The sequence below is a fragment of the Noviherbaspirillum aerium genome, from assembly GCF_008929045.1.
GTDB classification, from domain to species: Bacteria; Pseudomonadota; Gammaproteobacteria; order Burkholderiales; family Burkholderiaceae_D; genus Noviherbaspirillum; species Noviherbaspirillum aerium.
In genome coordinates this window covers 95810-110068 of sequence record NZ_VFAH01000012.1, presented here as the reverse complement: position 1 = coordinate 110068, position 14259 = coordinate 95810, and the positions used below count along the sequence as shown (strand labels likewise).

Below are 14259 nucleotides of genomic sequence, written 5' to 3'. Positions count from 1 at the left end.
TGTTATCGCAGATACGCTGCGATGAAAAAGAAAGCTGCGAAGAAAACTGCGGTTTTTCCTCAATGGCCTTGGTATTCAGATAATCATTATGATCCGTACCAGTTGGGCAGGGAAAGGGCCGGGCCGCAGTTCAGCATCCTGATAGAGAGACTGCTCAAGCCAGTTTTGCGTGTGAAAAAACAACAGCACCACCCAGAAACCGCATCCTTTCCAAAAAGAAAGGAATGTCATATTTTGGGCGAAAGAATGCTAATGGGCAATTCGAGATAAGTCGAGCTGGGATGCCAGGAGAAGGATTCTTGATAAATATCAAGAGGCCCTGAGTGGCAGGGCCGCTTCAAGCTCAGGTGACTTCGTTGGTGTTGTTGGATTCTTTTTTGCGGCGTGCGGCAGGAGAACGCTTGCGGCCGATTTTCAAATCGAGTGAATCGCTGGCGCGCCGGTCGAAGAGCATGGGTGTGAGCTTGCTTTCGGTAGCGGAGCTTTCCGTTCCGATTGCATCATCCAATGGTATGGATACGCTCAGCGCGGTCCCGATATCCTGCCCGGTGTGGATCTCGAATTCACCGCCCAGCGTGCTGACACGCTCCTTGATGCCGACAAGACCAAAGGAATTCGCCTTGCGCCTGCATCCCGGGAAGATGCCGACTCCGTTATCGGAAATCTTCATCAGCAGCCTGGTCTCGGTCAAGGTCAACTCGATGTTGGCCTTGGTTGCACGCGCATGACGGAATACATTGTTGAGCGATTCCTGAACGATGCGAAACAGCGCGGTCGCACGCCCGTCATCCATGACCAGTTCCGTTGGCGGCATGATCAGCTCGCAGGTAATGCCGGTGCGCCGCTGGAACTCCTTGACCTGCCATTCGATGGCGGCGTTCAGGCCGAGGTCGAGCACCGTCGGCCGGAGGTTGTTGATGATGGCCCGCATTGCCTTCATCGTGCTGTCGATATGGTCAAGCACGCCATGCACCTTCTTGTTCAGCTTCGGGTGCGTCGCGCCGGTGCGGGCATGCAGCATGGCGATGTCGATGCGCAGGGCGAGGAGATTTTGCCCGAGTTCGTCATGAATCTCGCGTGCAATCCGCTTGCGCTCGTCTTCCTTGATGCGTTCCTGGTAGCTTGCCAGCTGGCGCAGTTCTTCCTGCGACTGGCGCAGCGCCTCTTCCGCCTGGCGCCGCTCGTTGATGTGCTGCAAGTCCTGTTTGCGCTGTTCCTGCAAGTCTTCGTTGAGTTTTTCCAGCTCTTTCTTCTGATGCTGCAGCTGGAGGTTCTTCTTGGCCAGTTCGACGAAAACCGCGACCTTGGATTGCAGGATCTGCGGAATGATGGGAGTAAACAGATAATCGACCGCGCCACGCTGGTAACCCTTGAGGCGGTTCATCTCGTCGGCGTAATGGGCGGTAACGAAGATGATGGGCACTGCGGCCGAACGCGGATGGGAATGAATCGCTTCCGCGGTCTCGAAGCCATCCATGCTGGGCATGCTGACATCAAGCAGGATAACGGCAAAGTCATGGGTCAATACCTTGCGCAATGCTTCCTCGCCCGAACGCGCCGTGATGACTTCGTAATTCTCACGGTCCGTCAGCAAGCTGGCCAAGGCCAGCAGGCTCGCGGGATCATCATTGACTAGTAAGACCTTTGGAGTAAACACCGGTAATCAGGACACATCAAAAAACGAAGGTTGCTCGGGCCGCTTCCGCATCGATTGGACTTTTCCAACATTTTGCAGCGGCTCCCGCTCCCGTTCGTCTAGGTTGAACAAAACTGCCGAAATCGTCTTCTTGCGGCAGAGCATGTATTGAATTTTCTCCAATGCATTGATTTCATTGGAGAAATATGCTGGCGCCAAGAAACCCCAATGTAACATAGATAAATAAAAACGGCTGCGCGGGATCGGCAGCCGTTATTGCACTAGATCAATTGTTGATCATTGGAAGTGTTGTCATCCCCCGTGGCGGGCCGACGCCTGAACCAGCGTCTGTGGCTTGCTTGATTCCAGCCACTTGCGCACGCGGCCGGCATCGGCCAAGCGTGAATCCTTGCCCTTGGAGTCGAGGAAGACCATGATGACCGGCCTGCCGTCGATGCGGCTCTGCATCAGGAGACAACGTCCCGCCTCGGAAATATAGCCAGTCTTTTGAAGACCAATTTCCCAGCTGGGGTTCAGAACGAGACGATTGGAATTGATGTATTGAAGCTGATGACCGGCGCCGGTGTCCACCGCATAGCGGGCATTGGTAGAGTAATCCCGGATGACCGGATACTGATAGGCAGCAACGACCAGCTTAGCCAAGTCACGGGCGCTTGCGACATTATGGCTGGACAGGCCGGTTGAATCGACATAACGGGTATCGTTCATGCCGAGGGCTTTCGCCTTCGTATTCATGGCCGCCACGAAAGCAGGCAAGCCGCCGGGATAGTTGCGACCGAGCGCGGACGCGGCACGGTTTTCCGAGCTCATCAGGGCGATGTGCAGCATGTTGGCCCTGCTCATATGGGAACCCACCCGCAGGCGCGACGTACTGTTCTTTTCGCGGTCGATATCGTCGGTCGTGACTTCCAGGACCTCGTCCATGTTTTGCCGCGCCTCGACGACGATCATAGCCGTCATCAGCTTTGTCAGCGATGCGATGGGCAGCGGCACGGACGCGTTCTTTTCAAACAGTACCTGGGAGGTCATCTGATCGATCACAACCGCCGCGTTGGATTTGAGCGACAGCGGATCCTGGGTCAGGTGCAGTCCGGCCATGTCGCCCGCCGTCATTACCGGAGGCGCAGCAGGCACGGCCGGGGGCGACGGACTGAACGCGACACGCTGATAGCTTGAGCCCGGCTTTGTCCTGGAGTTATTGGCGCCGGCGGAACGCGCGGATGACTGGGCGGCAATCTTGACGGTTTTCTTGCCCGAGCGGCGCTCGGTGGCTGCGGTTTTCTTGACCCTGACGGCGGCAGTCTTGGAAACCGTTTTTTTTGCAGCGGCTTTCTTGGAAACTTGATTCTTACCGGATTTTGCGGCGGCCGAACCCTGGGCATGAACTGCGGGTGCCGCGACGGTGAAAGCGAATAATGAAATGAAAATACCAAGCGCGGACTTGAACATCTGCACTCCTCCCTGATCCTTGCAAGCCGCAATTATATCTTGCAGTCTAGAAAAATAGTGAAAATCAGCAAAGGAATTAAGGCCTTAGCGCATTGTTTTAAACAAATTTCTCACACTGTTTGATTATCCGCAATCTTGAGTCCAGGAAAGAAATTGCAATTTGTCAACTACCAGCCGGCGGGACAAGGTAAGTCATTGTAACAACCTGCATTGTCATTTCCCACTGTCTACTGTTTACCGTTTACGCCACAGCATGCTGGATCGTCTGCAGCAAGGCGCGCAGATTTTCGGGTAACTGAGTCGGCTTGCGGCTAGTCCGGTCCACATACACATGGACAAAGTGTCCTTGTGCGGAAGCCTGCTCTTCCCCCGCCCTGAAGATGGCCACTTCATAACGCACGCTGGAATTCCCCAGCTTGGCGACCCGCAGTCCGGCCGTGATCTCTTCCGGAAAAGCCACCGACGCAAAGTAATTGCATTGCGTCTCGATGACCAGGCCGATGACCGCGCCGTTCTCGATATCCAGCACCTCATTGGAGATAAGGAACTGATTGACCACGGTATCGAACCAGCTGTAATACACGACATTGTTCACGTGGCCATAGGCGTCATTGTCCATCCAGCGCGTGGTGATTGGCAAGAAATGCCTGAAATCCTTCCGGGACAGAGGGTGTGGTTTCTCAGGCTTTCTGTTGTGCTCCATCAGCGGCGTCTCCCATCAAGATTCGGTCAGGTATGCTTATAGTCTGATCACTGGTCTGATCATCGTTTGCTTGTGCTGCAAAGCGATGCGAAGTGTAAACCAATCGACCGCTGGCGTCCCGTCGGCATGAGCAATGACGCGCCTGGACATGCCACCGCCTCACTTCTTTACTACAAGCGCAACGCCGATCACGGCAAGCAGCATTCCCAGGATGCCGGTCACGCTGAATGCCTCGCCGAACATCAGCCAGGCCATGACAGCCGTTGTCGGCGGCGTCAGGTACATCAGGCTGGTCACCTGTGTCGCCGCGCTTTTCCGTATCAGTGCAAACAGCAGGAAGATGGCGCCGATCGAAAGCGCAAGGATGGACCACAGCAGCGCGCCGATAAACTGCGGCGTCCACTGCACGCTTGAAAATCCGGGATCAAGACGCTCGAACAGGATGGCGAACGGCAGCACCACCACGATGGAAGCGGAAAACTGGATGATGGTGCCGGTACGCAGATCGAAATTTGGACAATAACGCTTCTGGTAGAGCGTTCCGATCGTGATCGAGAGCAGCGCGAAGATGCATAGGGCTATGCTTTGCCAGGAGAGACCCGTCAGCGAAATCTTGTTGGCGACAACCAGACCCACGCCGGCGATGCCGAAACACAGCCCGAGCCACTGCTGCCGACGCACGGTTTCACCGATCAGGGGGGCAGCCAGCGCCGTGAGAATGGGTTGCATGCCGACGATAAGCGCCGACAGTCCCGCCGGCATGCCGGCCTTGATAGCGCACCATACTCCCGCCAGATATCCCGCCTGCACCAGCACGCCGGCAACGGCGATATGGCGCACGCGACCAACAGGCCAGGGCGCCCGCATCAGAAGCACCAGCGGCAGCAGGACGGCCAGCACGCCGAGGAACCGCAACAGCAGAAAACTCAGAGGTTGGGCATAAGGCAGGCCGAACTTGGCAACGATGAAGCCGGTGCTCCAGATCAGGACGAACACGAAGGGCATGGCGGAGAGCATCGGGCTGTTGTTGCCCGACGCCATGGAAGTCGGCGGAGTGATGGCTTTCATTCGGCGGATACAGTCTGGTCAGCACCGGCAGGACCGGCATAAGTGGAGGCAATCCTAATAGTCTGCAGGTGGATAGCTACCGTGTCTTGGATATTCTTGCCATAACCGCCTGCCATCGCGATGGCCACCGGCAGCCGGCGCTCCCTTGCACGGTCGAGCACCATCCGGTCGCGTGCGGCGAGTCCGCTCATCGTCAGCTTCATCTTGCCCAGCCGGTCGCCTTCGTGCGGATCGGCGCCGGCGAGATAGATGATCAGATCGGGCGCGAACCGCGCGAACAGCGTATCGAGTCCTTCGCCCAGGCTGGCGAGATAGTCTTCGTCGCCCACGCCGTCGGGCAGCGCGATATCGAGATCGCTGGATTCCTTGGTAAATGGATAATTGTTCTGACCGTGAACGGAGAAGGTGAAGACCGATTCATCGCTGGCCAGTATCGAGGCCGTGCCGTTGCCCTGGTGGACATCGAGATCGATGATGGCGACACGCCGTGCGCGGCGCTCCGCCTGCATGAGCCGGGCGGCGATGGCGGCATCATTGAAGATGCAGAACCCTTCGCCGTGATCGGCATACGCATGATGGGTCCCGCCGGCCAGATTGACGGCGACGCCGGAACCGAACGCGGCCCGGCAGGCTGAAATGGTGGCGCCGGCCGAGCGCCGCGAGCGCTCGACCATCTGCGGTGTCCAGGGAAATCCGATCGCCTTCTGTTCCTTGTCGGACAGGTCGCCCTGCGTCACCCTTTCTATATAGCGCGGATGATGTGCCAGCGCGAGCACGCCATCGGTCGTCCACGGCGCTTCCTCGAAGCTCGCCTGCGGCACAGACGCTGCCACGCTTTCGCGCAGAAGCCGGTATTTCTGCATGGGGAAACGATGCCCGGGCGGAAGGGGCAGGACGAAATGATCGCTGTAGAAGGCTTTCAACCGGGGCTCTTGCATCATGCATCAGAAGGGAAAGCGATCCAGTTTAGCACCCAAGCCGTCTGCCGGCAGAAGCAAGGCCGGCTTGGCAGTCCCCTGATGCAAGCCTTGCTGTTTCATTCCGAGATGAGCATCCAATTTTTGCGCTTCGCGGCAGAAGTTATTGACTCGCCAAAAAATTTCCCTACAATGCGAATTGTTGCGACGCACAAAACATGATCCGAGTGCGTCTTTTCTTTCAAACGAAGCACTTCTCTCCAGGAGACCATCATGTTTGCGATTCCCGAGCAATTCTCTACCGCCTCCAAAGCCAGCGTCGAAGCCCAGCTTGCCGTACTGTCCGCACTGACCAGCAAGACTGTCGAAGGACTGGAAAAAGTCGTGGATCTCAACCTGACCACCTTCAAATCCTCGATCGAAGCGTCGAACGCGGCAGTCAAGCAGCTGCTGACGGTGAAAGATCCCCAGGAATGGCTGACCCTCGCCACGGCACAGAGCCAGCCGAATACCGAGAAGGCGCTTGCCTACGGCCGTCAACTGGCAAGCATTGCATCGGACGTCCAGGCAGAATTCAGCAAGGCAGCCGAAGCGCAGATCGCAGAAAACAGCCGCAAGCTGCTGAACCTGATCGATGAAGTGACGAAGAACGCGCCGGCAGGTTCGGAAAACGCGATCGCTCTCTTCAAGTCCGCGGTCGGCAATGCCAGCGCCGGCTATGAGCAGTTCAACAAGACCGCCAAGCAGGCCGCCGATACGATCGAAACCAACCTGAACCAGGCAGTCACGCAGTTGACTCAGCCTGCGGCTGCCGCAGCCAAGGCCACCAGCCGCGCCGCCAAAAAGTAATCACGCAGCTGCAGCCATGAAAAAGCCCCGTGTCACGGGGCTTTTTCTTTTTCATCGCGACTCGCTGCGGATGCCATTCAATATCAATGCCTCGCCGCCCCATCCGCCAAATGCGGATTCACCGGGCCGACTTGGCAAGTGAGCGTGCCAGCACGCCGACGGGAATCAGCGCGATCATGACAATGGTGAAGGCGGGAAGCGCAGCCTCGCCCAGCCGCTCATCCGCCGCCAGCTGATAAGTGATGACTGCCAGCGTATCGAAATTGAAGGGCCGGATCGTCAGCGTCGCAGGCAATTCCTTGATCACGTCCACGAAAACCAGCAGGCCGGCGGTCACTACGCTGCGCCATAGCAACGGCGCATGCACCCGCAACAGCATGGAGCCCAATCCATGGCCCAGCACCCGGGCGCTGGCATCCATGGTCGGCGTAATCTTGACCAGGCCGGCCTGCACCGTCTGGTAAGACACTGCCAGGAAACGCACCAGGTAGGCATAGATCAGCGCCGCAACGCTGCCGGTAAGAAGAATGCCGACGCCATGCTGGCTGGCCCAGTTGTCGAGCCGGGCCAGTGGAATCAGGATGCCCACGGCGATCACCGCGCCGGGTACCGCATAGCCCATGCTGACGATGCGGTTGCATGCCGCCTGAACGCTGCTTTTCGTCACGCGCGCCGCATAGGCCAGCAGCACGCAGATGATGATGGCGATCACGGCGGTAATGGACGCAAGCAGAACACTGTTCTTGAACCAGCCCAGGTATCTTTCGCCGAGCTGAAGCGTCTCCTCCCCCAGCATCAGCCTTAACAGAATGGCAACCGGAATGATGAAACCCAGCAGCACCGGCAGTGCGCAGAATGCTGATGCCAGCCAGGCATGCAGGCCGCCCAGGCGCATGGACTCCTGCAGCCGGGTGCGTGAACCCACGGCGTAGTACCGCGACCGTCCGCGGCTCTTCTGCTCCATGACCATGAGAACGGTGATCGCTATCAGCAGGACGGCGGCGATCTGGGCGGCCGCCGTCCTGTCGGAAAAGGAATACCAGGACTTGTAAATGCCGGTGGTCAGCGTCGGCACGCCAAAGTAGGCGACCGCGCCATAGTCGGCGAGGGTTTCCATCAGCGCCAGCGCGATGCCGGCAGCGGCCGCCGGCCTGGCCAGAGGCAGGCTGATCCTGAAAAAGGCGCGCCAGGGACCGGTTCCCAGCGTGCGCGCGGCATCCCACATGCGTGGACTGCGTTCCAGGAAAGCGGTGCGCGCCAGCAGATAGACATAGGGGTACAGCACCATCGCGAAAACGATGCCGGCGCCGCCGACGGAACGAATCTGAGGAAACCAGTAGTCTCCCGCCTGCCAGCCGAAGGCATTGCGCAGCGCGGTCTGGACCGGACCGGCAAATTGCAGGAAATCGGTGTACGCATACGCCACCACATAGGCCGGCATTGCCAGCGGCAGGATCAGGGTCCATTCATAGAACCGCTTGCCCGGAAAGTCGAAAACCGCCACCAGCCATGCGCAACCGACGCCGCCGATGCCCGCCAGCACGGTCACGATCGCGGCAATGGCAAGGCTGTTGGCCAGGTATTCGGGCATCACCGTCGCCCACAGATGCCGGAAAGTATCGGCCTCGGACCCGGGGCCCGGAATGAGCAGATTGGAGATGACGCCGAAAATCGGAATGCCGACCAGCACGGCGATGATCAGGGAGACGAGCAGAAGCGGATGTATGCCTCCCTGGCAACAACAGCCGGGCCGGCGGGGTGCGGTAATGCGCATGAAATCCTAAGCTTGGTGTACGTTGTACGTAAATGAGAATTATAATCAATGCCGTCTTCCATCTTTGCAATATTATGAATATCGCAGCCAGGCCGGATACTCATCTGATCATTGATTCCATCCGCGTCGGCTATGCCGCCGGCCGGACTTTCACTGAAATCGTTCACGGCATGTCATTTTCCCTTGCCCGCGGCGCGATCGGCTGCCTGCTCGGCCCTTCGGGATGCGGCAAGACGACCGTGCTGCGGGCCATCGCCGGTTTCGAATCCCTGCTTGGCGGCCGGATTTCCCTTGGCGGCCGCGAACTGAGCCATGCCGGATTCACCGAGGCGCCGGAGCGGCGCGGCGTCGGCGTGGTGTTCCAGGACTATGCGCTGTTTCCCCACCTGTCGGTCTGGGAAAACATCGCCTTCGGCTTGCAGAAGCTTTCGCGCGATGAGCGCAAGCGCCGCGTCGACCGCCTGCTGTCGCTGGTCGGCCTGACTTCGCATGCGCGGCAGTATCCCCATGAGTTGTCGGGCGGACAACAGCAACGGGTGGCACTAGCCAGGGCGCTGGCGCCTCAGCCCGACCTGCTGCTGCTTGACGAACCCTTCTCCAATCTCGACGTCGATTTGCGCGAACGGCTCGCGCTCGAGGTGCGCGACATCCTGAAGGAACTCGGCACGACGGCGGTCCTGGTCACCCACGACCAGCATGAAGCCTTTGCCATCGCGGACCAGATCGGCGTCATGCATCAGGGCGTCATTGTCCAGTGGGACAATGCCTACAACCTGTATCACCGGCCCGAAAACCGTTTTGTCGCCGACTTCATCGGCCAGGGCGTCTTTACGCCGGGAACGGTCGACCTGCCCCGCCAGCAAGTGCATATCGAGCTCGGCAGCCTGCCGCTCTGGCAAGGCATCGAAGCCTGTTCGACTACGGAGAAGCCCCAGCAGGTCGTCGACGTACTGCTGCGGGCCGACGATGTCGTGCATGACGATGCCAGTCCGATGCAGGCCGAAGTCGTGCGCAAGGCGTTTCGCGGAGCCGAGTTCCTCTATACCCTGAAGCTCCCGAGCGGTCAGCAGCTGCTGGCCCTCGTCCCTTCTCATCATGATCATGCGATCGGCGAGAAAATCGGCATCCGCCTCGGCGCCGATCATGTTGTCACGTTCCCGTCCGAGTCCGAGCCGCGCTGATCAAATCAATACCCGCCGGTTCGCAAGGACTTGCCGTTCCTGACTGATGAAGTTTTGAAGCGTGCTGGCGGGACGAACGCGGCAAGGGGGATGCAACGCATGCCTTGTGTCGGCCTAGTCCGGACTGCATTCAAGCGGTGACCTGAGGGCGGGCAAAGGCTTGGCAGTCAACCGTCATCGCCGGCGCATCTCGATCCCAACTCCATCCTCACTCCGTCCTTTTCCTTAAGGCGAGAGCTTAGGCAGTGACGAGTCCCTGGCATTCATCACCTCAGCCATCTCCGACAGGCCTCGCCGGACCGCCTCTAGCGCACCAAATCCCGTCCTCCATCTGCGATCGATCAACGCATTCTCGCGCTGCGCACACGCATGTCGCATTTTCCGCACCAATAAGAGGTTCCGCGGCGCCAAAACGGAGCGCCTCATTGGAGAGACATCGATTGCACGCACTTGAATTGGGCATTACACGCTGCCGTGAACTTTCAATCATGGGCCGGATGCATGGCACGCAAACTGCTAAAGCTTGCCTGCGAGCCATCGCACACCATCGACCCACTAATAAACTCTTAGGAGCAACAATGTCTCGTCGCACCCTCTTGAAAGCGACCGCTGCCGGCGCCCTCATGCTTACCGCTTCGGCATGGATGCCGCAAGCCCTTGCCGCTGACACCATCAAGGTCGGTATCCTTCATTCGCTGTCAGGCACGATGGCCATCTCCGAAACGTCGCTCAAGGATGTTGCGCTGATGACGATCGACGAGATCAATGCCAAGGGCGGCGTGATGGGCAAGAAGCTCGAAGCCGTGATCGTCGACCCGGCATCCAACTGGCCGCTGTTCGCCGAAAAGGCGCGCCAGCTGATCACCCAGGACAAGGTGGCGGTGGTGTTCGGCTGCTGGACATCCGTCTCGCGCAAGTCGGTGCTGCCGGTCTTCAAGGAACTGAACAGCCTGCTGTTCTACCCCGTTCAGTATGAAGGCGAGGAGCTCGAGAAGAATGTGTTCTACACAGGCGCGGCGCCCAACCAGCAGGCGATTCCGGCGGTCGAATATCTGATGTCGAAGGATGGCGGCGGCGCCAAGCGCTTCGTCCTGCTCGGCACCGACTATGTATATCCGCGCACCACCAATAAAATCCTGCGCGCCTTCCTGAAATCGAAGGGCGTCAAGGACTCCGATATCGATGAGGTCTACACGCCGTTCGGCCATTCCGATTACCAGACCATCGTCGCCAACATCAAGAAATTCTCGGCCGGCGGCAAGACCGCGGTGATCTCCACCATCAACGGCGACTCCAACGTGCCTTTCTACAAGGAGCTCGGCAATGCGGGCCTGAAGGCGACCGACGTACCGGTCGTGGCATTCTCCGTCGGCGAGGAAGAGCTGCGCGGCGTCGACGCCAAGCCGCTGGTCGGCCACCTGGCGGCATGGAACTACTTCCAGTCGGTCAAGAACCCGGTCAACGATGCCTTCATCAAGCAATGGAAAGCCTATGCCAAGGAAAAGAAATTGCCGAACGCCGACACCGTGGTCACCAACGACCCGATGGAAGCCACCTACGTCGGCATCCACATGTGGAAGCAGGCTGTCGAGAAAGCCAAGTCCACCGAGACCGACAAGGTGATCGCGGCGATGGGGGGCCAGACCTTCAAGTCGCCGTCCGGATTCGAGCTGGTCATGGACAAGACCAATCATCACCTGCAAAAGCCGGTCATGATCGGCGAGATCAAGCCGGACGGCCAGTTCAGCGTGGTCTGGAAGACCAAGGGCCCGCTGCGCGCCCAGCCGTGGAGCCCGTACATCGCGGGTAACGAGGCCAAGCAGAATATGTAATTGCCGTACCGCGCATGCCGGCCTTCCAATGCTGGAAGGCCGGTCATGGAACACCATGAGCCGGAGAGTGGCTCCCAGTTCACGCTCCGGCTTTTTTACGCCCATTGTTTTCGCGCGTCGCCTTGCCCAAGACATCGCAAATGAATCTATTCAAAAAAATCCTTGCCATCGGATGGCTGTGCGCAACGGCGCTCACGGCCCAGGCAGCGATCGATCCAGCCCTGCTCAAGCCCCTGGCCGGCGACGATCCGGACGCACGCATCGAAGCCGTCAACAAGATTGCAGTCCTTGCCACCGACGACGCCGTCAAGGTGCTGAACGCCCTCAAGAACGATAATCTCTACGCGACGCCGGACGGCCGCGTGTATGTCGTCGAAGACGGCAAAGCCTTCGATCCGGAAACCGGCGCCACTGTACCGACGCCGGACGGCATCGACGGCATTACCGCAAACAACCGCCTGCGCGGCGCAATCGAAGGCGCCATGTCCGGCCTCAGGCTGCTGTCGGCCGATCGCGGCGAACGCCTCGCCGCCGCCCGGGCAATGCAGAAAAATGCCGATCCCGGCCAGCTTCCCTTGATTGACAAGGCGCTGGAAAAGGAAACCGATCCGGAGATCAAGTCGGTGCTGCAACTGGTTGTTGCCGCCGCCAATCTGCAATCGCCGGATGCGGCGACCCGCAAGGCCGCGGTCGAAGCGCTCTCGGGCAGCACCGATGCCAATCTCAAGCCGCTGCTGATGCAGATGCTGGAAAAGAATGCCGACGGCAGCTATGTGGAACCGGATGAAGCCGTGCGTATCGCCGCGGTCGGCACCATCAGCGCCATCAACGCGCGGCAGACCCGCACCGAGTTCGTCGGCAACCTGTTCTACGGCGTGTCGCTGGGCAGCGTACTGCTGCTGGCGGCGCTCGGCCTGGCGATCACCTTCGGCCTGATGGGCATCATCAACATGGCGCACGGCGAACTGCTGATGATCGGCGCCTATACCACCTATGTCTGCCAGCTCATGTTCCGGCAGTACGCGCCGGGCGCGGTCGACTACTATCTGCTGGCAGCCCTGCCCGCCGCCTTTCTGGTGGCCGGCGCGGTCGGCATCGCGCTCGAGCGCACCGTCATCCGCTGGCTGTACGGACGTCCGCTGGAAACCCTGCTCTGCACCTGGGGCATCAGCCTGGTGCTGATGCAGCTGGTGCGCTCCATCTTCGGCGCGCAGAATGTGGAAGTCTCCAATCCCTCCTGGATGTCGGGAGGCGTGACGGTGATGGGTTCGCTGGTGCTGTCGTACAACCGCATCGTGATCATTTTCTTCGCGATGTTCGTCGTAGTCGCGGTCTGGGCCATTCTCAACAAGACCCGCCTCGGGCTGTTCGTTCGCGCCGTGACGCAAAACCGCCGCATGGCCGATTGTGTCGGCGTCTCGACCGGCAAGATCGACATGATGACCTTCGGCCTTGGTTCCGGCATCGCCGGCCTCGGCGGCGTGGCGCTGTCGCAGCTGGGCAATGTGGGCCCCGACCTCGGTCAAGGCTATATCGTCGATTCCTTCATGGTGGTCGTGCTGGGCGGCGTCGGCCAGCTGGCCGGCACCGTCATCGCGGCATTCGGCCTGGGCGAGGTCAACAAGTTCCTGGAGCCCTTCGCCGGCGCGGTGATGGCGAAGATCGCCATCCTGGTATTCATCATCATCTTCATCCAGAAACGGCCCCAGGGCCTGTTCGCCATGAAAGGCAGGAGCGCAGAATGACGTCTTCCCTCTTCTCCCGTCCTGCATGGACAGGCATCGTGGTCTGCGCGGCAGTGCTGGCCGTGCTGCCGATTCTCAACCTGAGCTTCGCACCCGGCCATGCGCTGCATGTATCGGGCTATACCGTGGCCCTGGTCGGCAAGTTCATGTGCTATGCGATGGCGGCGCTGGCGCTCGACCTGGTGTGGGGCTATACCGGCATCCTGTCGCTCGGCCACGGCGTGTTCTTCGCGCTCGGCGGCTATGCGCACGGCATGTACCTGATGCGCGCCATCGGCAAGGACGGCGTCTACCAGAGCGACCTGCCGGACTTCATGGTCTTCCTCGACTGGAAGGCCTATCCCTGGTTCTGGTCGTTCACCGATAACTTCTGGTACGCGATGGCGCTGGTAGTGCTGGTGCCCGGCGTGCTGGCCTTCGTGTTCGGCTACTTCGCCTTCCGCTCCCGCATCAAGGGCGTGTACTTCTCGATCATCACCCAGGCGATGACCTTCGCCTTCATGCTGCTGTTCTTCCGCAACAATACCGGCTTCGGCGGCAACAACGGCTTTACCGACTTCAAGCGCATCCTCGGCTTTTCGATCACCGAACCGGGCACCAAGGCGGCGCTCTACCTGGTCACGCTGGCGGCATTGTTCGGCGCACTGCTGTTGTGCCGATGGATCGTCACTTCCAAGCTGGGCCGGGTGCTGCAGGGCGTGCGGGATTCCGAGTCGCGGCTCATGTTCATCGGCTACAACCCGCTCTGGTTCAAGCTGTTCGTCTGGACGCTGTCGGCGGTGTTGTGCGGCATTGCCGGCGCACTGTATGTGCCCCAGGTAGGCATCATCAATCCGTCGGAAATGTCGCCCGGCAATTCGATCGAGATGGTGATCTGGGCGGCGATCGGCGGACGCGGTTCGCTGCTCGGCCCCATCATCGGCGCCTTTTCCGTCAACGGACTCAAGAGCTGGTTCACCGCCGCCTTCCCCGACCTGTGGCTGTATGCGCTTGGTCTGATTTTCATTCTCGTCACGCTCTTCATGCCGCAGGGCATCGTCGGCCTGACACGCAAGTTCCAGAAAACCCGGGAGGCCGCATGAAC

At 59.6% G+C, this 14259-nt stretch carries 12 protein-coding genes; 6 read left to right on the top strand and 6 right to left on the bottom strand.

Going from position 1 to position 14259, the window contains the following annotated elements; all coding sequences use genetic code 11:
- Window positions 1-21: 21 nt before the first annotated feature.
- A complete protein-coding gene (locus tag FH061_RS17740; protein ID WP_151637168.1) occupies window positions 22-270 on the top strand; it encodes a hypothetical protein in 249 nt (82 codons plus the stop codon).
- A gap of 73 nt (window positions 271-343) precedes the next feature.
- On the opposite strand, the gene FH061_RS17735 is transcribed toward FH061_RS17740, so the two are convergent.
- The 5 genes from FH061_RS17735 to FH061_RS17715 form a co-directional block, all read right to left on the bottom strand.
- Entirely contained in the window at window positions 344-1657 is a 1314-nt protein-coding gene (locus FH061_RS17735) for an ATP-binding response regulator (RefSeq protein ID WP_151637167.1), read from the bottom strand.
- A 291-nt stretch (window positions 1658-1948) separates the two neighbouring features.
- Entirely contained in the window at window positions 1949-3106 is a 1158-nt protein-coding gene (gene pbpG, locus FH061_RS17730) for a D-alanyl-D-alanine endopeptidase (RefSeq protein ID WP_151637166.1), read from the bottom strand.
- Between the two features lie 241 nt (window positions 3107-3347).
- Window positions 3348-3809 carry an acyl-CoA thioesterase gene (locus FH061_RS17725; protein WP_151637165.1) on the bottom strand — a complete coding sequence of 154 codons (462 nt, stop codon included), beginning with the start codon at window positions 3807-3809 and terminating at the stop codon, window positions 3348-3350.
- 159 nt (window positions 3810-3968) lie between these two features.
- Window positions 3969-4850: a DMT family transporter gene (locus FH061_RS17720; RefSeq protein WP_151637224.1), complete on the bottom strand. Its 882-nt coding sequence runs from the start codon at window positions 4848-4850 to the stop codon at window positions 3969-3971.
- A gap of 23 nt (window positions 4851-4873) precedes the next feature.
- Entirely contained in the window at window positions 4874-5800 is a 927-nt protein-coding gene (locus FH061_RS17715) for a histone deacetylase family protein (RefSeq protein ID WP_151637164.1), read from the bottom strand.
- Window positions 5801-6067: 267 nt separating this feature from the next.
- Here FH061_RS17715 and phaP point away from each other — a divergent pair, with 267 nt between their 5' ends.
- Window positions 6068-6643, top strand: coding sequence for a TIGR01841 family phasin (phaP, locus tag FH061_RS17710; RefSeq protein ID WP_151637163.1), 576 nt, complete (start codon window positions 6068-6070; stop codon window positions 6641-6643).
- A 118-nt stretch (window positions 6644-6761) separates the two neighbouring features.
- Here the strand turns inward: phaP and FH061_RS17705 are convergent, their stop codons facing one another.
- Window positions 6762-8417: an ABC transporter permease gene (locus FH061_RS17705; RefSeq protein ID WP_151637162.1), complete on the bottom strand. Its 1656-nt coding sequence runs from the start codon at window positions 8415-8417 to the stop codon at window positions 6762-6764.
- Window positions 8418-8491: 74 nt separating this feature from the next.
- Here FH061_RS17705 and FH061_RS17700 point away from each other — a divergent pair, with 74 nt between their 5' ends.
- The 4 genes from FH061_RS17700 (at window position 8492) to urtC (ending at window position 14257) form a co-directional block, all read left to right on the top strand.
- Window positions 8492-9598, top strand: coding sequence for an ABC transporter ATP-binding protein (locus FH061_RS17700; RefSeq protein WP_151637161.1), 1107 nt, complete (start codon window positions 8492-8494; stop codon window positions 9596-9598).
- 578 nt (window positions 9599-10176) lie between these two features.
- Entirely contained in the window at window positions 10177-11430 is a 1254-nt protein-coding gene (urtA, locus tag FH061_RS17695; protein WP_151637160.1) for an urea ABC transporter substrate-binding protein, read from the top strand.
- Between the two features lie 140 nt (window positions 11431-11570).
- Window positions 11571-13175 (top strand): urea ABC transporter permease subunit UrtB, encoded by a 1605-nt coding sequence (gene urtB, locus FH061_RS17690; RefSeq protein WP_151637159.1) that lies wholly within the window; start codon window positions 11571-11573, stop codon window positions 13173-13175.
- On the top strand, window positions 13172-14257 hold the full coding sequence (gene urtC / locus FH061_RS17685; protein WP_151637158.1) for an urea ABC transporter permease subunit UrtC: 1086 nt from the start codon (window positions 13172-13174) through the stop codon (window positions 14255-14257). Before urtB ends, urtC begins: the two co-directional genes overlap by 4 nt.
- Window positions 14258-14259: the final 2 nt, after the last annotated feature.

What these genes read in the sequence shown, in the direction of transcription:
- urtB (WP_151637159.1), top strand. Translation starts at nt 11,571, where the DNA reads ATGAATCTATTCAAAAAAATCCTTGCCATCGGATGGCTGTGCGCAACG.
- FH061_RS17740 (WP_151637168.1), top strand. Translation starts at nt 22, where the DNA reads ATGAAAAAGAAAGCTGCGAAGAAAACTGCGGTTTTTCCTCAATGGCCT.
- urtA (WP_151637160.1), top strand. Translation starts at nt 10,177, where the DNA reads ATGTCTCGTCGCACCCTCTTGAAAGCGACCGCTGCCGGCGCCCTCATG.
- FH061_RS17705 (WP_151637162.1), bottom strand. Translation starts at nt 8,417, where the DNA reads ATGCGCATTACCGCACCCCGCCGGCCCGGCTGTTGTTGCCAGGGAGGC.
- pbpG (WP_151637166.1), bottom strand. Translation starts at nt 3,106, where the DNA reads ATGTTCAAGTCCGCGCTTGGTATTTTCATTTCATTATTCGCTTTCACC.
- urtC (WP_151637158.1), top strand. Translation starts at nt 13,172, where the DNA reads ATGACGTCTTCCCTCTTCTCCCGTCCTGCATGGACAGGCATCGTGGTC.
- FH061_RS17725 (WP_151637165.1), bottom strand. Translation starts at nt 3,809, where the DNA reads ATGGAGCACAACAGAAAGCCTGAGAAACCACACCCTCTGTCCCGGAAG.
- phaP (WP_151637163.1), top strand. Translation starts at nt 6,068, where the DNA reads ATGTTTGCGATTCCCGAGCAATTCTCTACCGCCTCCAAAGCCAGCGTC.
- FH061_RS17700 (WP_151637161.1), top strand. Translation starts at nt 8,492, where the DNA reads ATGAATATCGCAGCCAGGCCGGATACTCATCTGATCATTGATTCCATC.
- FH061_RS17720 (WP_151637224.1), bottom strand. Translation starts at nt 4,850, where the DNA reads ATGGCGTCGGGCAACAACAGCCCGATGCTCTCCGCCATGCCCTTCGTG.